This is a genomic window from Sphingomonas sp. BL-S-29, assembly GCF_055521495.1.
Window position 1 is genome coordinate 307,416 of record NZ_CM145482.1, and the last position, 18,688, is coordinate 326,103.

At 66.5% G+C, this 18,688-nt stretch carries 23 protein-coding genes and 1 pseudogene; 16 read left to right on the forward strand and 8 right to left on the reverse strand.

All coding sequences use genetic code 11. The features are described 5' to 3' along the window. The first annotated feature begins 1 nt into the window (after window position 1). Window positions 2-2,482 carry a fimbria/pilus outer membrane usher protein gene (locus ACZ1I2_RS01385; protein ID WP_465175356.1) on the forward strand — a complete coding sequence of 827 codons (2,481 nt, stop codon included), beginning with the start codon at window positions 2-4 and terminating at the stop codon, window positions 2,480-2,482. Window positions 2,483-2,495: 13 nt separating this feature from the next. Here ACZ1I2_RS01385 and ACZ1I2_RS01390 read toward each other — a convergent pair whose 3' ends face one another. The 3 genes from ACZ1I2_RS01390 to ACZ1I2_RS01400 all read right to left on the reverse strand — a co-directional run bounded on the left by ACZ1I2_RS01390 (window position 2,496) and on the right by ACZ1I2_RS01400 (window position 3,939). Beyond that, entirely contained in the window at window positions 2,496-2,963 is a 468-nt protein-coding gene (locus tag ACZ1I2_RS01390) for a RidA family protein (protein ID WP_465171380.1), read from the reverse strand. An 83-nt stretch (window positions 2,964-3,046) separates the two neighbouring features. Further along, window positions 3,047-3,670 carry an HAD family hydrolase gene (locus tag ACZ1I2_RS01395; RefSeq protein ID WP_465175355.1) on the reverse strand — a complete coding sequence of 208 codons (624 nt, stop codon included), beginning with the start codon at window positions 3,668-3,670 and terminating at the stop codon, window positions 3,047-3,049. Then, window positions 3,667-3,939, reverse strand: coding sequence for a DUF3572 family protein (locus ACZ1I2_RS01400; protein ID WP_465171378.1), 273 nt, complete (start codon window positions 3,937-3,939; stop codon window positions 3,667-3,669). The genes ACZ1I2_RS01395 and ACZ1I2_RS01400 overlap by 4 nt, the downstream gene beginning before the upstream one ends. 39 nt (window positions 3,940-3,978) lie before the next feature. On the opposite strand from ACZ1I2_RS01400, the gene ACZ1I2_RS01405 reads away from it, so the two are divergent. Next, window positions 3,979-4,341: a response regulator gene (locus ACZ1I2_RS01405; protein ID WP_465171377.1), complete on the forward strand. Its 363-nt coding sequence runs from the start codon at window positions 3,979-3,981 to the stop codon at window positions 4,339-4,341. Window positions 4,342-4,431: 90 nt separating this feature from the next. Here the strand turns inward: ACZ1I2_RS01405 and rpmG are convergent, their stop codons facing one another. Then, the gene (rpmG, locus tag ACZ1I2_RS01410) at window positions 4,432-4,599 is read right to left on the reverse strand and encodes a 50S ribosomal protein L33 (RefSeq protein WP_034157855.1); all 168 of its coding nucleotides are present in this window, start codon (window positions 4,597-4,599) and stop codon (window positions 4,432-4,434) included. A 293-nt stretch (window positions 4,600-4,892) separates the two neighbouring features. Here rpmG and ACZ1I2_RS01415 point away from each other — a divergent pair, with 293 nt between their 5' ends. Beyond that, window positions 4,893-5,390, forward strand: a complete 498-nt coding sequence (locus ACZ1I2_RS01415; RefSeq protein ID WP_465175354.1) for a Dps family protein — start codon at window positions 4,893-4,895, stop codon at window positions 5,388-5,390. Window positions 5,391-5,446: 56 nt separating this feature from the next. Next, window positions 5,447-5,632, forward strand: coding sequence for a DUF1328 family protein (locus ACZ1I2_RS01420; protein ID WP_465171375.1), 186 nt, complete (start codon window positions 5,447-5,449; stop codon window positions 5,630-5,632). A 1-nt stretch (window position 5,633) separates the two neighbouring features. Here ACZ1I2_RS01420 and ACZ1I2_RS01425 read toward each other — a convergent pair whose 3' ends face one another. After that, entirely contained in the window at window positions 5,634-6,461 is an 828-nt protein-coding gene (locus ACZ1I2_RS01425) for a metallophosphoesterase (protein ID WP_465181557.1), read from the reverse strand. Window positions 6,462-6,545: 84 nt separating this feature from the next. On the opposite strand from ACZ1I2_RS01425, the gene ACZ1I2_RS01430 reads away from it, so the two are divergent. Both ACZ1I2_RS01430 and ACZ1I2_RS01435 read left to right on the forward strand, forming a co-directional pair. Then, a complete protein-coding gene (locus ACZ1I2_RS01430) occupies window positions 6,546-8,141 on the forward strand; it encodes a cisplatin damage response ATP-dependent DNA ligase (protein ID WP_465175352.1) in 1,596 nt (531 codons plus the stop codon). Between the two features lie 507 nt (window positions 8,142-8,648). Beyond that, window positions 8,649-9,482 carry an EamA family transporter gene (locus ACZ1I2_RS01435; RefSeq protein WP_465175351.1) on the forward strand — a complete coding sequence of 278 codons (834 nt, stop codon included), beginning with the start codon at window positions 8,649-8,651 and terminating at the stop codon, window positions 9,480-9,482. Window positions 9,483-9,634: 152 nt separating this feature from the next. Here ACZ1I2_RS01435 and ACZ1I2_RS01440 read toward each other — a convergent pair whose 3' ends face one another. Both ACZ1I2_RS01440 and ACZ1I2_RS01445 read right to left on the reverse strand, forming a co-directional pair. After that, window positions 9,635-10,141: a thioredoxin family protein gene (locus ACZ1I2_RS01440; RefSeq protein ID WP_465175350.1), complete on the reverse strand. Its 507-nt coding sequence runs from the start codon at window positions 10,139-10,141 to the stop codon at window positions 9,635-9,637. Between the two features lie 139 nt (window positions 10,142-10,280). Next, window positions 10,281-10,451, reverse strand: a pseudogene (locus ACZ1I2_RS01445) (cold-shock protein); the annotation flags it as partial. Window positions 10,452-10,588: 137 nt separating this feature from the next. On the opposite strand from ACZ1I2_RS01445, the gene ACZ1I2_RS01450 reads away from it, so the two are divergent. From ACZ1I2_RS01450 to ACZ1I2_RS01460, 3 genes are all read left to right on the forward strand, one after another. Further along, entirely contained in the window at window positions 10,589-10,966 is a 378-nt protein-coding gene (locus tag ACZ1I2_RS01450; protein WP_465175349.1) for a hypothetical protein, read from the forward strand. An 87-nt stretch (window positions 10,967-11,053) separates the two neighbouring features. Beyond that, window positions 11,054-11,263: a hypothetical protein gene (locus ACZ1I2_RS01455; protein WP_465175348.1), complete on the forward strand. Its 210-nt coding sequence runs from the start codon at window positions 11,054-11,056 to the stop codon at window positions 11,261-11,263. A 16-nt stretch (window positions 11,264-11,279) separates the two neighbouring features. After that, window positions 11,280-11,588 carry a hypothetical protein gene (locus tag ACZ1I2_RS01460; RefSeq protein WP_465175347.1) on the forward strand — a complete coding sequence of 103 codons (309 nt, stop codon included), beginning with the start codon at window positions 11,280-11,282 and terminating at the stop codon, window positions 11,586-11,588. A gap of 456 nt (window positions 11,589-12,044) precedes the next feature. Here ACZ1I2_RS01460 and ACZ1I2_RS01465 read toward each other — a convergent pair whose 3' ends face one another. Continuing rightward, entirely contained in the window at window positions 12,045-12,854 is an 810-nt protein-coding gene (locus tag ACZ1I2_RS01465) for a cold-shock protein (protein WP_465175346.1), read from the reverse strand. 198 nt (window positions 12,855-13,052) lie between these two features. Here ACZ1I2_RS01465 and ACZ1I2_RS01470 point away from each other — a divergent pair, with 198 nt between their 5' ends. From ACZ1I2_RS01470 to ACZ1I2_RS01500, 7 genes are all read left to right on the forward strand, one after another. Continuing rightward, complete coding sequence (locus ACZ1I2_RS01470; RefSeq protein ID WP_465171366.1) at window positions 13,053-13,847, forward strand: TerC family protein; 795 nt, start codon at window positions 13,053-13,055, stop codon at window positions 13,845-13,847. A gap of 31 nt (window positions 13,848-13,878) precedes the next feature. Beyond that, window positions 13,879-14,499, forward strand: a complete 621-nt coding sequence (locus tag ACZ1I2_RS01475) for a ribonuclease D (RefSeq protein WP_465171365.1) — start codon at window positions 13,879-13,881, stop codon at window positions 14,497-14,499. After that, window positions 14,492-15,130 carry an LPS export ABC transporter periplasmic protein LptC gene (lptC, locus tag ACZ1I2_RS01480; protein ID WP_465171364.1) on the forward strand — a complete coding sequence of 213 codons (639 nt, stop codon included), beginning with the start codon at window positions 14,492-14,494 and terminating at the stop codon, window positions 15,128-15,130. Before ACZ1I2_RS01475 ends, lptC begins: the two co-directional genes overlap by 8 nt. A 7-nt stretch (window positions 15,131-15,137) precedes the next feature. Further along, window positions 15,138-15,668 carry an LptA/OstA family protein gene (locus ACZ1I2_RS01485; RefSeq protein ID WP_465171363.1) on the forward strand — a complete coding sequence of 177 codons (531 nt, stop codon included), beginning with the start codon at window positions 15,138-15,140 and terminating at the stop codon, window positions 15,666-15,668. A gap of 382 nt (window positions 15,669-16,050) precedes the next feature. Continuing rightward, window positions 16,051-16,827: an LPS export ABC transporter ATP-binding protein gene (gene lptB, locus ACZ1I2_RS01490; protein WP_465171362.1), complete on the forward strand. Its 777-nt coding sequence runs from the start codon at window positions 16,051-16,053 to the stop codon at window positions 16,825-16,827. 6 nt (window positions 16,828-16,833) lie between these two features. Next, window positions 16,834-18,333, forward strand: coding sequence for an RNA polymerase factor sigma-54 (gene rpoN, locus ACZ1I2_RS01495; RefSeq protein ID WP_465175345.1), 1,500 nt, complete (start codon window positions 16,834-16,836; stop codon window positions 18,331-18,333). A gap of 57 nt (window positions 18,334-18,390) precedes the next feature. After that, window positions 18,391-18,684, forward strand: coding sequence for a putative quinol monooxygenase (locus ACZ1I2_RS01500; protein WP_465171360.1), 294 nt, complete (start codon window positions 18,391-18,393; stop codon window positions 18,682-18,684). The last annotated feature ends 4 nt before the right edge of the window (window positions 18,685-18,688 follow it).

Below are 18,688 nucleotides of genomic sequence, written 5' to 3' on the forward strand. Positions count from 1 at the left end.
CATGAACCCGATGGTTGCCGCGGGAGCGCTCATGCTCGCCGCGCTCGTGTTCCCGGCTGCGGCGCGTGCCCAGACCGCCGATCCGGCGCAGGCGCGCGTGGTCCTCGATCCCGGGGCGGACGCGAGCGCGATCAACCCGACCGGCCGGGCGATCGTGCTGACCGCGCCGGTGATGGACGGGCAGGCCTATCTCGGCGACACCACCGTCACGCTCGATACGGCCGGCCGCGCCAGCTTCTCCGCCGATCGACTGCTGGCCCTGATCGAACCGCGCATCGCAGCGGCGCTGATCGCGACGCTGCGCGCCCGGCTCGCCGCGCGGCACGCGCTCGACCGCACCGATCTCCAGGGTATCGGTGTGGGCATTCGCTATGATCCGCAGGCCCTGCAGATCACGCTCGAGATCGCCGCGGCGAGCCGCGCCAGCCGGTCGGTCGCCCTGCGCGACAGCGACGCGCGCGGACCGGTAACCTATGTCGCGCCGGCCGGCCTCAGCGCCTATCTCAACATCCGGGGATCGCTTGACTGGGTGGAGCAGGGACCGGATTCGGGCATTGCCGCGCCGGTCACCTTCCTCGACGGGGCGATCCGCGCCGGCGGCGTGGTGCTGGAGAGCGAGGCGAACTGGCGCGCGGGCGGGGCCGGCCCCGACCTGCAGCGGCGCGGCACGCGGCTGGTCTATGACGACCGGCACAATCTGGTGCGCTGGAGCGGCGGCGACCTGCAGACGCTCGCACGCGGCTTTCAATCGGCGCCCGAGATTGCCGGCCTGTCGATCTCCCGGTTCTATTCGCTGCTCGATCCGCAGACGATCATTCGGCCGCGCGGCAATCGCAGCTTCCAGCTCGACCGGCGATCGACCGTCGAGGTGCGCGTCAACAACCAGCTGGTGCGGCGGCTCGAACTCGATCCGGGCAGTTTCGACCTGCGCGACTTCCCCTTCACCCAGGGCGCGAACGATGTCCGGCTCACCATCACGGACGATGCCGGGCGCACGCAGTCGTTCGACTTCGACATCTTCCTCGATCAGGCGCAGCTTGCCACCGGCCTGAGCGAGTTTGGCCTTTATGCCGGGACGCTCGCGCCGACCGGCGCACGAGGCCCGGTCTATAGCGGCGACCTTGCCTTTAGCGGTTTCTACCGCCGCGGCGTGAGCGACCGGCTGACGCTCGGCGCCAACGCTCAGGCCGACAACCGCGGATGGATGGGCGGGGTGGAGACGGTCGTGGCAACTCCGGTCGGGTCGTTCGGCGGCTTCGCCTCGGCCTCCCGGGTCAAGGGCGTGGGGCCGGGCTGGGCGGGGATCATGACCTTCCAGCGGACGATCACGCGTGGCGGCGACCGCGCCGATGCGCTGTCGGTGTCGTTCGAGGCGCGAAGCCGCCATTTCGCACCGATCGGCACGGGCGCGCCATTCAATCCCTACCGCTATGTCGCCGGCATGAGCTACAACAGCGCGATCAGCGACGCGGTCTATGCCGGACTAGATCTGCGCTATTCAAAGGGGCGCGACGGCGAGCCCAATGTCGGCAGCATCCGCGCGACCGGCGGCTGGCGGATCAGCCCCGACCTCAGTTTCACCGGAGACCTGAGCTATGAGCGCGATGGTCGCGGCCATCGCATCGGCGCGTTTCTCTCGCTCACCTACCGGCTCGACCGCGCCTCCAGCCTGCGATCCGACTATGACAGCCGCGACAACCGCGGCCGGCTGACCTACCAGACCTATAGCGGATCGGGCACCGGCGCGTATAATCTGAACGCCGATATCGAGCATAGCGACAGCGGTGCCGGGGCGAGCGTCAACGGCTCCTATTACACCAATCGGGCCGAGCTGGGGTTCAGTCATTTCAGCACGTTCGCGCCCGATCTCGCGCGTTCCACGGCACAGCGATCCTCGCTGCGCTTCGGCACCGCCCTGGCGATGGCCGATGGCGCCTTTTCGATCGGCCGCCCGGTCCAGGACGGCTTCGCCATCGTGCGCGCGCACCCCTCGCTGCGCGGCGCCGACGTGCTGGTCGATGCCTATGGCAAATTCTCCACCGCGGAAACGGGCGCGCTCGGCACCGCACTCCAGTCCAGCCTCAGCAGCTATAGCGAACGCAATGTCCAGGTGACCGCGCCCGATGCGCCGCTCGGCGCCAATCTCGGCGAGGGATCGTTCCGGCTCCTGCCGCCCTATCGCGGCGGATACCGGCTGACGGTGGGTTCGGACTATATGGCCAGCGCGGTTGGGCGGCTGCTCGGCGCCGACGGCGCACCGATCGCGCTGGTGGCGGGCACCGCGACCGAGGAAGCGCATCCCGAACGCGAACCGATTGCCCTGTTCACCAACGCCGCGGGCCGGTTCGGCGCGACCGGGCTGGCGCCGGGGCGTTGGCGGATCACGCTGACCGATACCGACAAGACCAGCTTCGAGCTCGTCATCCCGAAAGGCGCCGACGCAACGATCGCGGCCGGCGATTTGCGGCCCGAGCCGCGTTGAGCCCGGCCCGCCCCTAGGCTTGGGCGAGCTGCACGATCGCGTCGATCTCCACCGCCACACCGAGCGGGAGGACCGGCACCCCGACCGCGCTGCGGGCATGACGGCCCGGCTCACCGAACAGCGCGAACAACAGGTCCGAGGCGCCGTTCGCTACCTTGGCCTGGTCGGTGAAACCGGGCGCGGAGTTGACGAACACGCCGAGTTTCAGGATCCGCTCGACCCGGTGAAGCCCGCCCAGTGCGGCCTTCATCTGCGCGACGATCATCAGGGCGCAACGCTGCGCCGCCTCCTGCCCGAACGCCAGATCGACATCCTCGCCGAGCCGGCCGGTCATCAGCGCGCCGTCCCTGAACGGCAGCTGCCCCGATACGTAGAGGATGCCGTTCGATTCGACCGCAGGGACATAGGACGCGACCGGCGCGGCCGGGGCGGGAAGGCTGAGGCTGAGCTCAGCCAGCTTGCGGTCGATTCGATCGGTCATAAACAACGCCCCTTCAGTCTGGAGTATCGCCTCCGCGGATGCAGGAAAGACGCCGCCGCGACAAGCCGGGAGCCTCGACGCGATCAGTCCGCAGGCAACCCGGCGGCGAATCGCGCCGCGATCCATGCCTCGGCCTCGCGCCAGTCGTCGATCCGCGCATGCGCGGCCGCCGCCTTGGGCACGTTCGGCGCCATCGCCGGCTCGGAGATCATGTGCAGCCGGTGGACCCGGGGCGCGTGCTTCGCGACCGAATCATGATGCACGCCCAGATCGTCGACGAACACGGTGACCGGATCGCCATGCTCGGCAACCAGCCGCGCCACCGGGCCGCCCTTGCCGCCCTGGTTGCATTCGACGCGGTGCGCGATGCCGAACTTCGCCAATTGCTCGATGCGCGGCTGGCGGCAGATATCGGTGAGGTTGGTCAGGATGACCACATCGGCGATCTCCGACAGCGCGGACAGCGCCTCCCGGGCGTGCGGCACCAGCGTCTGGCGGTCCATCTCGGCGGGGAAGAACTGGTCGAGCATGCCCCACATCTCCTCGCGGCTCGGCGCGGGCGTGCCGTCGCGACGCTTCATGTTGGTCGCGAAATCGGCGCCATCGGGCGTGAACTCGATATCGTGCGTCTCGCCCAGCCACACGCCGAAATGGCGGACCATGTGGAGCAGCACTTCGTCGCAGTCGCAGATCAGCAGGGGCTTCATTCGGACTCCAGGGCGCGGCGGGCGGCGACGATCGCTTCGGGCTTCACCTGGAGGCTCGCGGCGCAGGCGACAAGATCGGGCTCATAGGCTTCGAGAAAGACAAGCGTCGCGGCGAGCACCGCCGGGTCGGTCGCCCGGACGCGCAGCTCGGCGGGGTCGAGACCGGTCGTGTCGAGCAGCCGCTCCGCCCGGGCCGGCTCGCCCAGGGTCCAGACAAGCGCCTGCAGCGCAAGGGCGGCGGCATCGTGATTTGTCTCTGGCGCGCGCATTGCCTATCAGCGATCCGGAACAATGGGGAATGCGCGCACGTGGCAAAGAAGGTGCTCGTTGTCGAGGACAACGAACTCAACCTGAAGCTTTTCTGCGACCTGCTCCGCGCACATGAATATGTGACCGAGCCCGTGCGCGACGGCCGCGAGGCGGTCGAGCGCGCCCGCGATTTCATGCCCGATCTGATCGTGATGGACATCCAGCTGCCGCATGTCAGCGGGTTCGAGCTGATCGGCCAGCTAAAGGCCGATGCGACGCTCAAGGCGATCCCGATCATGGCGGTGACCGCTTATGCCGGGCGCGAGGATGAGGAACGCATCCGGGCAGTGGGCGCCGACGCCTATGTGTCCAAGCCGATCTCGCTGGTCCGCTTCGTCGATGCGGTGGCGGCGCTTTTGTAGAAATGGAAAAAGCCGCGAGGCTTACGCCCGCGGCTCTGGATCCCGGCCTGCGCCGGGATGACCGATCGGCGGCCTACGCCGCCGGCAAGATCACTTGATCTTGGTTTCCTTGAACTCGACATGCTTGCGCACGACGGGATCGTACTTCTTGAAGCTGAGCTTCTCGGTCTTGGTACGCGGGTTCTTCTTCGTGACGTAGAAGAAGCCGGTGTCTGCCGAGCTGAGCAGCTTGATCTTGACGGTGGTCGGCTTTGCCATGACCTGAAATCCTGTATGCTGAAAAAGCAAAAGCGGCGAACAAGCCGCCGCTCTCAAGCGCTGCCCGATGGCGGAGAGTCGCCGATCTGTCAACCCTAAGACGGGACCCGACACCCTGTTCGGGGCGATCGGGACGCGTTTTCTTCCCGAACGGGACGAAGGCCATGGGATTCCGGGCACCGCGTCTTATCTAGCGTATCGATTGCGGTGATCGGTACAAATACGGAAGCGAACGCGGAGCGTTTGCGCTATCGGACCGTTCTCGCAACGAAACCGAACCGAGGACAGACACCATGGCCGATCCCGCCGCTCCGCTGAAGACCCCCACCGACATCAAGAGCAACGCCGCCAAGACCGTCGCCGAGGCGCTGAACGGCATTCTCGCCGATTCGTTCGCGATCTATTTCAAGACCAAGAATTTCCACTGGCACGTGTCGGGCCCGCATTTCCACGATTACCATCTGATGCTCGACGCCCAGGCGGCGCAGATCTTCGCCACGACCGACGCCATTGCCGAGCGCGTGCGCAAGACCGGCAACACCACGCTGCGCTCGATCGGCGACATCTCGCGCCACCAGACGATCAAGGACAATGACGCGCCCTTCGTTTCGGCCGAGGACATGCTGGCCGAACTGCGCGACGACAATCTCAAGCTGGTCGAGAGCCTGCGCGAGGCGAAGGAGATCGTCGACACCGCCAAGGACAATGCGACCAGCGGCATCCTCGACACCTGGACCGACGAGGCCGAGGAGCGCGCCTGGTTCCTGTTCGAGGCGAGCCGTAAGGGCTGATCGCGGAACAAGCCGGCCCGGCGGATCGTTTCGCTCTCATACTGAAGGAGAGTGACATGATTCGCTGGGCCATCATCTTCCTCGTCATCGGCGTGGTTCTCGCCCTGCTCGGCTTTGGCGGGCTGGGCGGCACGTTCATCGGCATCGCCAAGCTGCTGTTCTTCGTCGCGATCGCAGTGTTCGTCGTGCTGCTCGTGCTCGGTCTGCTCGCCGGCAAGGGCGTGAAGAACGCGATAGACTAGATCAGGTCCGTGGCGCCGGGCCCAGGGTCAGCACCCAGAGGTCCGGCGGCGCGCCGAACCGAAGCGGCACCGCGCTGGTGCCAAGGCCGCCGGTCACCACGACCGTGCGGCCTTTTTCGTGGACGATGCCGCAGCGATAGCGCGGGGCCGCGACATGCGTGACCGGCCCGTACAGCGGCAGCACGATCTGCCCGCAATGCGTGTGGCCGGCGAGCAGCAGGGCCATGTCGGCCGGTAGCTGAGGCGCGAGGTCCGGCGAATGAGTCAGGATGATTCGGGCGCCGGCGAGAGGACGCATCGCCGCGCGCAGCGCCGGCACGTCCTGATGCCGCGTATAGGCATCCCCGGCGCCGCCGATCGCGAGCGGCCCGCGTTGCACCGCCCGATTGTCCAGCACCGTCACGCCGGCCCCTTCAAGGGCGCGGCCGATCAGCGCGGGATCGGTCCAATGGTCGTGATTGCCGAGCGTTGCGATCACACCCAGGGGCGCGCGCAGGCCGGCGAGCGGCGCCAGCCCGTTCGCCATCGCCGCGGCGCGCGCCGGATCATCGCCCGAGGCGAAATCGCCGGCGATCAGCACGACATCCGGCTTCAGCGCATTCACCCGCCCGACGATGCGTGCCAGCCGGGCCGAGTCCATCGTCGCGCTGGCGATATGCACGTCGCTGAACAGAATCACGCGCACCGGCGGCGCGCCGGCCGGCCAGTCCGGCAGGGCGAGCGTCGCGCGGCGGACGACGGGATCGGCCCGCGCATTGAGGAAGCCCCAGCCGAACAGCAGGAGCGCAAGGACTAGGAGCGAGGCGAGGACGGGCAGGAGACGGCGCACCGCCCGAGCATAAACGAGCCGCCGCGCGGCGCCAGCGCGATGATGCTGGCGGAACCCCGACGCCCGCGCCATGTTCCGCACCTGATGCGTGCCTTTGCCGACCTTCTCGACCGGCTGATCTACACCCGGTCCCGCAATGCCAAGCTGAAGCTGATCGCCGATTATCTGGCGGCGGCGCCCGATCCCGATCGCGGCTGGGCGATGGCGGCGCTGACCGGCGATCTCGACCTCCCCGCGATCAAGCCGGCAATGATCCGCGCGCTGATCGAGGAGCGCGTCGACCCCGTGCTGTTCCGCATGAGCCGCGACTATGTCGGCGACAGCGCGGAGACCGTCGCTTTGCTCTGGCCCGCGCCCGAGACACCGCCGAAGGACGGGGAGCCGCTGACCGTCGCGCAGGTGGTCGACCGGCTGGGCGCGCTTTCCCGCTCCGACGCGCCGGCCGCGCTGGCGGGCATGCTCGACCGGCTCGATGCGGACGAGCGTTTCGCGCTGCTCAAGATGGCGACCGGGGCGCTGCGCATCGGCGTCTCGGCGCGCCTCGCCAAGACCGCGCTCGCCCAGGCCTTTGGGCTCGATGTCGAGGCCGTCGAGGAAGTGTGGCACGGCATCGCCCCGCCCTATACGTCGCTGTTCGCCTGGGCCGAGGGCCGCGGAACGCAGCCGACCGCCGCGGACGTGCCGGTGTTCCGCCCGTTCATGCTCGCCCATCCGCTCGAGGACCTGCGCCTCAGCCTCGACGATTATGCGGCCGAGTGGAAATGGGACGGCATCCGGGTCCAGATCGTTCATGTCGGGGGCGAGACCCGGCTCTACAGCCGTGCGGGCGACGACATCACCGGCAGCTTCCCCGAGGTCGCGCGGGACTTCACCACGCCCGGCGTGCTCGACGGCGAGCTGATGGTGAAGGGGAGTTTCCAGGGCGGCGCGCTGGAGGAAGGCGGCGGCGCGGCGAGCTTCAACGCGCTGCAGCAGCGGCTCGGCCGCAAGATCGTCTCGGCGAAGATGCTGGCCGATTATCCCGCCTTTGTCCGGCTCTACGACATATTGTTCGACGGCACGGAGGATCTGCGCGAGCTGCCCTGGTCGGCGCGGCGCCCCAGGCTGGAGCGTTTCGCCACACAGCTCGACTCCGAGCGGTTCGATGTCAGCCAGGTCATCGACGCCGCCGATTTCACCGAGCTCGAAGGCATCCGCGCCGGCGCACGCGACGCCTCGATCGAAGGCGTGATGCTGAAGCGCCGCGATTCGCCCTATGTCACCGGCCGGCGCGTCGGCCTGTGGTACAAATGGAAACGCGATCCGCTGACCGCCGATTGCGTGATGATGTACGCCCAGCGCGGCAATGGCCGGCGGTCCTCCTTCTATTCCGACTATACTTTCGGCTGCTGGACCGACGAGGGCGAGCTGCTGCCGGTGGGCAAGGCCTATTCGGGCATCACCGACGAGGAGCTGAAGATGCTCGACGGCTTTGTGCGCGGCCATACGCTCAACCGCTTCGGCCCGGTGCGCGAAGTGGAGAAGACGCTGGTGCTGGAGATCGCGTTCGATTCGATCCACGAATCCAAGCGCCACAAATCGGGCGTCGCGATGCGCTTCCCCCGGATCGCCCGAATCCGCACCGACAAGCCCGCGGACGAAGCCGATACCGTCGCGGCGCTGCGGCGGCTGATCACCTGACGTTGCCCTGATATTGGCGGATAACAGCGAACGAACAGGGAAGGATTTTTTATTTCGCTGTTACGCCAAATTTTCCTGCAGAAATATCATTATATCTCACGCGCTTAATGATCGTTTCCCTGTTCCTGGCTAACAGGGAACGGCTCGCACGGAACAGGGAAGGCCGACCCCGGAACAGGGAACGCGACCGCGGAACAGGGTCGGTTGGCATGGGCTGGGACATAAGAAGCGCACACAGGTCGACCCTCACGGGAAACAACGGCCGGGGTCGGGGCGCCCTGGCCGGTAGCGACGATGCCCGATTCGGCGCAGCGTTGAATCGACGCTGCACTTTCCCCTCTCGAGCTGGTGGAAGGGAAGTCGCCGCTGAACGGCTTTGCGTCTTCGCGCCTTCGCGTGATCCCCTGTTCTGCGCTTTTCGCGCCGCTCCATCCGCGATTGTCCGTCCGTGACAGGAGCGAGGCCAGACCGCTTGCCCGCGACCACGCCACCTTGCATGGCGACACAATGCCCGCCTTCACGCTTGCCGCCCTGATGATGATCGCCTCCGGGTCGATCCATGCGGTGGTCAACGCGATCGTGAAGGGCGGGCGGGACAAGGCGGCGGGCCGCGCAGTCACCGACGGGACCAGCGCGCTGATCCTGCTGCCGGCCACCCTGCTCGTGCCGCTGCCGCACGGCGCCTGGGCATATCTCGCGGCAAGCGCGGCGATCCACGGCTTCTATCTCTATTTCCTTGTCCGGGCGTACCAGGCCGGCGATCTCTCCGCGGTCTATCCGGTGCTGCGCGGCACCGCGCCGCTGGTCACCGCGACGGTGACGATCGGCCTGCTCGGCGAACATGCCACGACCGGCCAGATCGCCGGAATCGCACTGATCGGCGGAGCGATGTTCGTGATGATCGCCGGCCGCCACCTCGGCCGCGCGGCGCTGGGATGGTCGCTGCTGACCGGCCTGTGCATCGCCGCCTATACCGTGGTCGACGCGATCGGCGTGCGCGCCGCGCCCAGCGCGACCAGCTATATCGTCTGGGTATTCGTCCAGATGGGCGCGGTGGTCGTCGCGATGTTCGGCCTGCTCTCGCGCGGCACGATGTTCGCCGCCGCCCGCTCGCAGTGGAAGCCGGGGGTGATCGCCGGTGCGCTGTCGATCCTGACCTATGGCCTTGCGCTTGCCGCCCTCGCGCTTGGCCCGACCGCGCCACTCGCCGCGCTGCGCGAGACCGGCATGGTCACGGCGTTGCTCATCTCGATCCTGTTCCTGAAGGAGCGCGCGACCGCCGGGCGGGTGGCCGGGGTGTTCGGCATCCTGGGCGGCGCGGCGTTGATCCTGGCGGGGTGAAACCTGGGGGCAAAGAACGGTTCGCCGGAATATCCCCCCTCCCGTTCAGGCTGAGCTTGTCGAAGCCTGCCCTTCTCTCCCATGCAGAGAAGAACAGCCCTTCGACGGGCTCAGGGCGAACGGAGGCTGGGGGAAATGCTCCGAGCGGCCGATTACTTCGTCCAGCCGGCGAGCCAGTCGGCGAGCGCCTGGGGCGTCATGCTGCGGGCATCGGCCAGCGCCGCGGTATGGCCCTGGTTGACCAGCCGGTCAGTGCGCGGATCGACGATCAGCAGGCTCGGCACGCCTTCCAGCCGATCCTTGATGCCGTAATGCGCCGGGATGTCGAGATTCCTGTCGAACCGGCCGACATCGACGACCGCCACCTCATAATGGGCGGCGACGAATTTGCGGAGCTGGGGAATGTCCATCGTGCCGGCGAGCAACCGGCAATCGAGGCACCAGTTGCCGCCCAGATCGATCAACAGCAGCTTGTGCCTGGCCCTGGCACGCGCCTTGGCGGCGGCAACCACGGCCTGGGCATTGGCCTGCTCGTCATAGGGAAGCGGCAGCGGTTTGGCGAGTTGCTCGAAGCTGGCGACCGGCACAAGGGGCGCACTTGCGGCACCGACAGGTGCGGCCAGCGCCAGGGAGAGCAGGGCGACAAGGGGTGCGCGCATGACCGTTCCTCAATTCATAGTGATTAACTATGAATTAACGACGACTCGCGCTGAAAGACAATAAAGAAAAACCCGGCACGCCCAAAGGCATGCCGGGTCTTGATCGTGTCGCCTCGGTAACAGGTTTTGACCTGAGCCCTTATGCGATGGAGGTGAGGTTCACCGCTGCGTACTTGCCGCGACGATCGACCTCGAGCTCGAATTCGAGCCGGTCACCCTCGTTGAGGCTGGTCATGCCGCCGCGTTCGACCGCGGAGATGTGCACGAACGCATCCTCATCACCATCGTCGCAGACGACGAAGCCGCTACCGCCGCCGAATGCCTGTGGTGTGTGGCGACAGATGGGAGCGATAGGGCGTTTGCACCGGCTGATTTCGGCTTTATCCTCGGGGGATAGACAGACGGGAATCGGCAGGTGAAGAATGTCGATGGCGGGGGAAGAGGATCATGGACGACACATTCGAGTTCACTGAAGATCTGCGACTAGTTTCCATCGCCTTCTTCATCGCAAAACGATCACATCTTGAACTGTCACTGGACTGGGTCCGTTTCTTCGTGGACGGCGAGGAGATCAGCGTGACTCAATCGGGCGAGCTTCCGGCGACGCAAGGCCCGTGGATGTTGCTCGGACTGTTCGAGGAGGGCAGGGCGTTCGACCTGGACTGGTCATTTCGGACCGGTATTCGAGTTCCGGACGAGAGCGAGGTCGTGCTCGGCCATTTCCCCGACGGACGCCTGACGAAGGCGACGCGTTTCCAGCGGCTACAGCTCGAGCGATTCAAGACCTATGAAGGGAAGATCAGCATTACGGTCGTGAGGCCGTAACATATTCTCACGTCGCCAGCGCCGACAAGGCCGGCTTCATGCCGGACGGGCAAGGCGACGGAACGACATCATTGGCGGGAGGAACGTATGACCGATCAGGCATTTGATGGCGAACACAAGGCAGATGATGCCAGCGCCTGGGCCACCATCTGGGTCAAAGGCGAATTATCGGACCTGTCCACCTATCAGAAAGTGACCGGGTACCTCGGCAACAGCGTCAAGGACCCGAATGGTGCCAAAGTGTTCCAGGGCACCGCCGATGGCGACCCCGCCGTGTACATCGTATTTCGCCAATAATATCGAGGAGCGGATCATGCGCGAAGGCCCTGATGACATTACCGACGTTGAAATCCTCGAGGCCGAGCTGATCGACCCGGCGCAGGATTGCAACGGATTCGTCAGAAAGGAAGATCGCGGCAACGCCCAATATGCTTGGTGGTATCTCGTTAACGGTGCCGACCGGGATGCCACCGTGACGATCCGCCGAACATGGCGCTATGAAGGCCAGATCAGATCGGACACCAAGCAGCACAGCCTGTATCCGGGCGAGGAACGCGAGGTCTTCTCGTTCGATCGTGCCCAGGAACCCAAGCTTGCATTCGTGGCGTGCCGATTGAGCTGAGCGACAGGGTCCGGCGGAAGCGCAACCGCGGCATGGGTCCGCGGCAGTCACGGGATCGGGCCGGCTTACCCCGGCCGGAATGAGCGAGCAGACATTTCGTTTTCAACCGCGGTGGAAAGAGGAACTGGCGGTCTCTGCGGACGGCGGGTCCATCGTCCTGGAATTGCCGATGGGCGCCTTGGGCCTATCTCCCCCACCAAGACCCCATGTGGGTGCAACGCACAGGCATGGGCGCGGCCGCTATGGCCAGTGCTGAAGCGTGAACTGGAGCAATGGTGCCGGGAGAACAACGCGGCTTTCCCCATAGATTCGACCACGTCGGTGTACGCGCCCTGACGGGGTCGCCGCTGCTATCGCCGGCGCCGGACAGGCGGAGCATGGCGCGGATATAGAAAAACCCGGCACGCCTGCGCGTGCCGGGTCTTCTGTCACTCAAGATGGGGCAGGCCCCGACCCTCAGGCGATGGAGGTGAGGTTCACCGCCGCGTACTTGCCGCGACGATCGACCTCGAGCTCGAATTCGAGCCGGTCGCCCTCGTTGAGGCTGGTCATGCCGCCGCGTTCGACCGCGGAAATGTGCACGAACGCATCGGGCTGGCCATCGTCGCGCTGAATGAAGCCGAAGCCCTTCATCGCGTTGAAGAACTTGACGGTACCCGTCGCCTTCTCGCCCGTCAGCTGACGCGCCGGGCCTGCGCCGCCGGCGGGTGCACCACCGCGCGGGCCGCCCGGACCTGCCGCGTCACGGTCGCGCGGCGGGCCGCGGTCAGTGACGGGAAGAGGCTCGCCCTCGATCTTGAGATCAGTCGCCGAGATGCGGCCGCCACGATCGACCAGGGTGAAGCCGAGCGGCTGACCCTCGGCCAGACCGGTCAGGCCAGCCTGCTCGACCGCGGAAATGTGCACGAACACATCCTCGCCGCCATCGTCGCGAACGACGAAGCCGAAGCCCTTCTGCCCGTTGAAGAATTTGACCACGCCGGTGCCTTCGCCGACAACCTGCGGGGGCATGCCGCGGCCACCGCCGCCAGCACCACCGCCGCCGAAGCCGCCACCGCCGCCGCTGCGGAAACCACCGCCACCGCCGCCGAAACGATCGCCGCCGCCGCCGAAGCGGTCACCACCGCCACCGAAACGATCGCCGCCGCCACCGAAACGGTCACCACCGCCGAAGCCGCCGCCACCGAAATCGTCACCGCCGAAACCGTCGCGCTTGTCGCGGCCACGCCCACCGCGATCCCCGCGGCGTCCTTTATCGAAACTCATGCCCTGTTCGTCTTCCCGGCTCGCCCAAATCGCCATGTCAACACGCCCGCGCTGGACGAAAAGCGCGGTTGTTCGAACGCCAAACCTATCGCGTCACCGAGTCGGTGTAGCGTAATTCCCTCTGGGCTGCGAATAAATTCGTCCGAATTGCGGCAGGCCTTGCTTGCTTAGCGACGGGTGAGGCGGCAGAGCCACACTATGTCGATTATCACGCTCTTTTCGGACCCCGCCACCTGGGCGGCGCTGGCCACCCTGATCGTGATGGAGGTGGTGCTCGGCATCGATAATCTCATCTTCATCTCGATCCTGTCGAACAAGCTGCCCGAGAGCCAGCGCGTGAAGGTGCGCCGAGTCGGCATCAGCCTGGCGCTGGTGCTGCGTCTCGGCCTGCTGTCCACCATCGCCTGGATCGCCAGCATGACCGTGCCGGTGTTCGACCTGGGGCTGACCGGGGGACTCGATTCGCACGGCGAACCGAGCTTCGAGACGGCCTTTTCGATCCGCGACCTGATCCTGATCGCCGGGGGCCTGTTCCTGCTGTGGAAAGCGACCAAGGAAATCCATCACAGCGTCGACCCCGACGAATCGGGGTCGACGCTCGACAAGAAGGGCCGGGCGGTGATGAGCTTCTGGTCGGCGATCATCCAGATCCTGCTGCTCGACATGGTGTTTTCGATCGATTCGATCCTGACCGCGATCGGCATGACCGACGATCTGCCGGTGATGATCATCGCCGTGGTCATCGCGGTCGGCGTGATGATGTTCGCGGCCAACCCGCTCGCCAATTTCATCGCGCGCAACCCGACGGTGGTGATGCTCGCGCTCGGCTTCCTGCTGATGATCGGCGCGGTGCTGATCGCCGATGGCTTCGGCGTGCATGTGCCCAAGGGTTATATCTACAGCGCGATGGCCTTTTCGGCGGGCGTCGAATCGCTGAACATCTGGTCGCGCAAGGCCCGCGAGCGGAAGAAGACCGGCGGCGGCGGGCATTGAGCATGAGCCCGTTCGCGTCTAGGCGGGCGTCATGACCGTTCATCTGCACGAAGAAGACATTCCCGCCGGCCTGTTCGAACCGGGCGTCGACATCGCCGTCGATACCGAGACCATGGGGCTGATCACGCCGCGCGACCGGCTGTGCGTCGTCCAGCTTTCCGATGGCGGGCCGGACGAGCATCTCGTGCGCTTTTCCCCCGGCAGCGACTATGCCGCGCCCAATCTGCGCGCGCTGCTCGCCGACCGGGACCGGGTGAAGCTGTATCATTTCGCGCGTTTCGATCTCGCCGCGATCAAGCATTATCTCAAGGTGGAGGCGGCGCCTGCCTATTGCACCAAGACCGCGTCGCGGCTGGTGCGCACCTATACCGACCGGCACGGCCTGAAGGAGCTGGTGCGCGAGCTGCTCGCCCAGGACATCTCCAAGGCGCAGCAATCGTCCGACTGGGGCGGCCCGGTCCTGTCCGACGCGCAGAAGGACTATGCCGCATCCGACGTGCGCTTCCTGCACAAGCTGCGCGAGGAACTCGACCGCCGTCTCGCCCGCGAGGGCCGGGCCGCGCTTGCCCAGGCCTGTTTCGACTTCCTGCCGGCGCGCGCCGATCTCGATCTGGCGGGCTGGCCCGAGATAGACATCTTCGCTCATGTCTGAGGTGGCGGCCAGCGTCCGCTCGGCGCGGCAGATCTGGGCGGCGCCCGGGAGCAGCCACGACCGGGTCGTGAGCAGCCTGCGCATCGTGCTGCCGCTGATGATCGGTGTGCTCTCCGCTTTCCTCGTGATGATGCCGCTCGCCGGCAGCGGCGATGTCAGCTTCCTGCTCGACAAGAACAAGGTCGACGTCGCCAAGGAGCGGCTGCGCCTCCAGTCGGCGACCTATCGCGGCGAGGACGGCAAGGGCCAGCCCTTCGCGCTCAACGCCGGATCGGCCGTGCAGAAGAGTTCCGCCGAGCCGATCGTGCAGCTCAGCCAGCTCTCGGCCGAGATCGGGCTGGCCGACGGGCCGGCGCGGCTCGTCGCCGACCGCGGCCGCTACAATATGGACAGCCAGCAGGTCATGGTCGACGGCCCGGTCCGCTTCAACACGACCGACGGCTATCAGCTCGACACGCATGACGCGACGGTCGATCTGAAGTCGCGCCGGCTGCAGAGCGGCGGCGCGGTGACCGGCAAGGTGCCGCAGGGCAATTTCAGCGCCTCGCGCCTGACCGCCGACCTCGAGAACCATATCGTCAAACTTGACGGTAACGCCCGCTTGCGGATCGTGCCGCGAAGGGCGAGATAGGCGAACCATGGCCATGATGACCCGCCTCCTCGCGCCTTGCGCGCTGTTCCTCGCCTCGGGCGCGGCCGCGCAGAGCCACAATTCGGCGGCGCCGATCGACTTCGGCGCTGACCATATCGAGCTGCAGGACAAGGCGAATCGCGCGATCCTGACCGGTAATGTCTCGGTCCGCCAGGCCGAGATGACGCTGAATTCGGCGCGGATGACGGTCGCCTATACCGGGCAGGTGGTCGACGGATCGCCCCAGGTCTCGCGCCTCGACGCGGCGGGCGGCGTCACCGTGACCCGGCCGCAGCAGACCGCGCGCAGCCAATATGCGGTCTATGATCTCAACCGCCGGGTAATCACCATGCTGGGCGGCGTCTCGCTCCTCCAGGGCGGCAACACCGTCAATGGCGGGCGGCTGACGATCAATCTCGATACCGGGCGTGCCGTGATCGACGGGTCGGCGGTCGGCGGCGGCGGCGCCGCATCGGGCACGACGACGAGCCGCGGCGGGCGGGTGACCGGCACTTTCTCGGTGCCGAAGCGGAACTAGGCTCCCGCGGGCGTTTCTCTCAAGTCGAAGATGAGGTTCGCGCGGAGACGCGGAGGCGCAAAGAGGGTGCGGCGCCGGCACCGATCTGCCCGATCTCCTTTGCGTCTTCGAACGCTGCGCTTCTTCGGAATTTCTCTGCGCCTCCGCGCCTCCGCGCGAATCCTGTCTCGATCTGCCTGCGCTGCGTCCTGGGTGATGATCAGCGGCAAGGGGGCTTGATTTTAGACGTTTCGCCAGCGTTTTTTCGTCGCCTTGCCGCTCGCCCCTTCCCTTGTCCGGGCGTCTGGTGCAGGGATTTTTCCGCAACGTCATGCACAAAGCCTGCCAAACACCGTTCGGGCAGGCTTCCTGCTGACCATCCGATGCGAGCACGGGACGCAGAATGACCGATGTGACCACCCTCGATGACGTCGAGCCGATCGCCGAAGCGCCGGTGATGAAGGGCCTGTCGGTCGTCTCCATCGCCAAATCCTATGACAAGCGCGTCGTGCTGTCCGACGTCTCGGTGTCGGTCGGGCAGGGCGAGGTGATCGGCCTGCTCGGGCCCAACGGCGCGGGCAAGACGACCTGCTTCTATTCGGTGATGGGGCTGGTGAAGCCCGATTCGGGCCGGATCATGCTCGACGGCGACGACATCACCGGCCTGCCCATGTATCGCCGCGCGATCCTGGGCCTGGGCTATCTGCCGCAGGAGACGTCGATCTTCCGCGGGCTCACGGTCGAGAAGAACATCCTGACCGTGCTGGAACTGGCCGAGCCCGATCCGGCGGCGCGCCAGACCAGGCTCGACACGCTGCTGGAGGAATTCGGCCTGACCCGGCTGCGCGACGCGCCGGCGATGGCGCTGTCGGGCGGCGAACGCCGCCGTGCCGAGATCGCCCGCGCGCTGGCGGCCGACCCGTCGATCATGCTGCTCGACGAGCCCTTTGCCGGAATCGACCCGCTGTCCATCGCCGACATCCGCGACCTGATCTGCGAGCTGAAGAAGCGCGGCATCGGCGTGCTGATCACGGACCATAATGTCCGCGAGACGCTCGAGATCGTCGACCGCGCCTATATCATCTATGACGGCCGCGTGCTGTTCACCGGCTCGCCGGAAGAGCTGGTCGCCGACGCCAATGTCCGCCGGCTGTATCTGGGCGAGGGTTTCTCGCTCTAGCGCGTCATGAGTCTCGCCCCGCGCCTCGATCTGCGCCAGTCGCAATCGCTGGTGATGACGCCGCAGCTGCAGCAGGCGATCCGCCTGCTCGCGCTGTCGAATCTCGAGGTCGAGGGGTTCATCGCCGAGGAGATCGAGAAGAATCCCCTGCTCGAATCGAGCGCGCCCGAGGATGACGGCCCGACGCTGGAGCGCGACGCCCCACCGGAGCCGCGCGACGAGCCGGCCAGCGCCGACGAGTTGCTGATGGGCGGCGACAGCACCGGCGAGGCATCGCTCGACGTCGATTTCAACGCCGAGAGCTTCCATCATGACAGCCCGGCCGATTGCGGCGGCATGGACGGATCGCTCGGCCTGAACGGCAGTGGCGGCGGGGCGATGGGCGAGGACGGGCCCGATCTCGACGGCTTCGCCGATACCGGCCTGAGCCTTGCGGATCACCTGCTCGCCCAGGCGGGGCCCGTGGTCGAGGGCCCCGACATGTTCATCGCGGCGCATCTGATCGATCAGATCGACGAGGCGGGCTATCTCACCGTGCCGCTGCTCGAGGTCGCCAACCGGCTGGGCGTTCCGCTTGTCCGGGTCGAGCAGGTGCTAGGGCTCATCCAGACTTTCGATCCGACCGGTGTCGGCGCGCGCTCGCTGTCCGAATGCCTCGCGCTCCAGGCGAAGGAAGCCGACCGCTACGACCCGTGCATGGCGCGGCTGATCGACAATCTGGAGCTGGTCGCGCGCGGCGACATGGCGCGACTCCGGCGGATCTGCGACGTCGATGACGAGGATCTGGCGGACATGATCCGCGAGCTGCGCAACTACGACCCCAAGCCCGGCTGCCGTTATGGCGGGGAAGCGATGCAGGCAGTGGTGCCCGACATCTTCGTCGCCAAGCGCAAGACCGGCTGGGCGATCGAGATCAACGCGGCAACTCTGCCGCGCCTGCTGGTCAATCGCGGCTATTATGTCGAGCTGTCCGCCGGGCAGCAGGACAGGGCGTCCAAGGCCTGGCTGTCCGAATGTCTGGCCAGCGCCAACTGGCTGGTCAAGGCGCTCGACCAGCGCCAGCGCACCATCATCAAGGTCGCGAGCGAGATCGTGAAGCAGCAGGAAGCATTCTTCGTGCACGGCGTGTCGCAGCTGAAGCCGATGACCCTGCGCCAGGTGGCGGACGCGATCGAGATGCACGAATCGACCGTCAGCCGGGTGACCAGCAACAAATATCTGAGCTGCGCGCGCGGGCTCTACGAGCTGAAATATTTCTTCACCTCGGCGATCCAGTCCTCGGACGGCGGCGACGCGGTGTCGGCCCAGGCCGTGAAGAGCGCGATCCGCGCGCTGATCGCGGCGGAGGAGCCCAAGGCGATCCTGAGTGACGACACCTTGGTCGAACTGCTCAATGCCAAGGGCTTCGACATCGCGCGGCGCACGGTGGCGAAATATCGCGAGGCGCTGGGCATCGGCAGCTCGGTACAGCGGCGGCGGCAAAAGGCGCTGGAGGGCGTGGGATAGTCCCGCTGGTCGGCGCGCTGGGCGATTCGCACCAAGAAGACAAAAGGGGAGAGCGCCATGATCATCGTCACCGGAAGCGTCACCGCACGGCCCGATTCGTTCGAGGAGCTGCGCCAGGCGAGCCTCGATCATGTCCATCGCTCGCGCACCGAGCCGGGCTGCGTCAGCCATTCGGTGCAGGTCGATTGCGAGGATTCGATGCGATTGTTCTTCTTCGAGCGGTGGAGCGACATGGCGGCGCTCAAAACGCATTTCGTCCAGCCCGGTTCGGTCCAGTTCATCGCCGCGGTCCGCCGGCTCGCCGCGTCGAGCGAGAGCATATCGATGTACGAGGCAAGCCCGGCGGGCTGAGGGA

What these genes read in the sequence shown, in the direction of transcription:
- ACZ1I2_RS01455 (WP_465175348.1), top strand. Translation starts at nt 11,054, where the DNA reads ATGACCGATCAGGCATTTGATGGCGAACACAAGGCAGATGATGCCAGC.
- ACZ1I2_RS01500 (WP_465171360.1), top strand. Translation starts at nt 18,391, where the DNA reads ATGATCATCGTCACCGGAAGCGTCACCGCACGGCCCGATTCGTTCGAG.
- ACZ1I2_RS01485 (WP_465171363.1), top strand. Translation starts at nt 15,138, where the DNA reads ATGGCCATGATGACCCGCCTCCTCGCGCCTTGCGCGCTGTTCCTCGCC.
- ACZ1I2_RS01415 (WP_465175354.1), top strand. Translation starts at nt 4,893, where the DNA reads ATGGCCGATCCCGCCGCTCCGCTGAAGACCCCCACCGACATCAAGAGC.
- ACZ1I2_RS01435 (WP_465175351.1), top strand. Translation starts at nt 8,649, where the DNA reads ATGCCCGCCTTCACGCTTGCCGCCCTGATGATGATCGCCTCCGGGTCG.
- ACZ1I2_RS01400 (WP_465171378.1), bottom strand. Translation starts at nt 3,939, where the DNA reads ATGCGCGCGCCAGAGACAAATCACGATGCCGCCGCCCTTGCGCTGCAG.
- lptC (WP_465171364.1), top strand. Translation starts at nt 14,492, where the DNA reads ATGTCTGAGGTGGCGGCCAGCGTCCGCTCGGCGCGGCAGATCTGGGCG.
- ACZ1I2_RS01440 (WP_465175350.1), bottom strand. Translation starts at nt 10,141, where the DNA reads ATGCGCGCACCCCTTGTCGCCCTGCTCTCCCTGGCGCTGGCCGCACCT.
- ACZ1I2_RS01430 (WP_465175352.1), top strand. Translation starts at nt 6,546, where the DNA reads ATGCGTGCCTTTGCCGACCTTCTCGACCGGCTGATCTACACCCGGTCC.
- ACZ1I2_RS01420 (WP_465171375.1), top strand. Translation starts at nt 5,447, where the DNA reads ATGATTCGCTGGGCCATCATCTTCCTCGTCATCGGCGTGGTTCTCGCC.
- lptB (WP_465171362.1), top strand. Translation starts at nt 16,051, where the DNA reads ATGACCGATGTGACCACCCTCGATGACGTCGAGCCGATCGCCGAAGCG.
- ACZ1I2_RS01385 (WP_465175356.1), top strand. Translation starts at nt 2, where the DNA reads ATGAACCCGATGGTTGCCGCGGGAGCGCTCATGCTCGCCGCGCTCGTG.
- rpoN (WP_465175345.1), top strand. Translation starts at nt 16,834, where the DNA reads ATGAGTCTCGCCCCGCGCCTCGATCTGCGCCAGTCGCAATCGCTGGTG.
- ACZ1I2_RS01470 (WP_465171366.1), top strand. Translation starts at nt 13,053, where the DNA reads ATGTCGATTATCACGCTCTTTTCGGACCCCGCCACCTGGGCGGCGCTG.
- ACZ1I2_RS01475 (WP_465171365.1), top strand. Translation starts at nt 13,879, where the DNA reads ATGACCGTTCATCTGCACGAAGAAGACATTCCCGCCGGCCTGTTCGAA.
- ACZ1I2_RS01450 (WP_465175349.1), top strand. Translation starts at nt 10,589, where the DNA reads ATGGACGACACATTCGAGTTCACTGAAGATCTGCGACTAGTTTCCATC.
- ACZ1I2_RS01460 (WP_465175347.1), top strand. Translation starts at nt 11,280, where the DNA reads ATGCGCGAAGGCCCTGATGACATTACCGACGTTGAAATCCTCGAGGCC.
- ACZ1I2_RS01465 (WP_465175346.1), bottom strand. Translation starts at nt 12,854, where the DNA reads ATGAGTTTCGATAAAGGACGCCGCGGGGATCGCGGTGGGCGTGGCCGC.
- ACZ1I2_RS01395 (WP_465175355.1), bottom strand. Translation starts at nt 3,670, where the DNA reads ATGAAGCCCCTGCTGATCTGCGACTGCGACGAAGTGCTGCTCCACATG.
- ACZ1I2_RS01390 (WP_465171380.1), bottom strand. Translation starts at nt 2,963, where the DNA reads ATGACCGATCGAATCGACCGCAAGCTGGCTGAGCTCAGCCTCAGCCTT.
- rpmG (WP_034157855.1), bottom strand. Translation starts at nt 4,599, where the DNA reads ATGGCAAAGCCGACCACCGTCAAGATCAAGCTGCTCAGCTCGGCAGAC.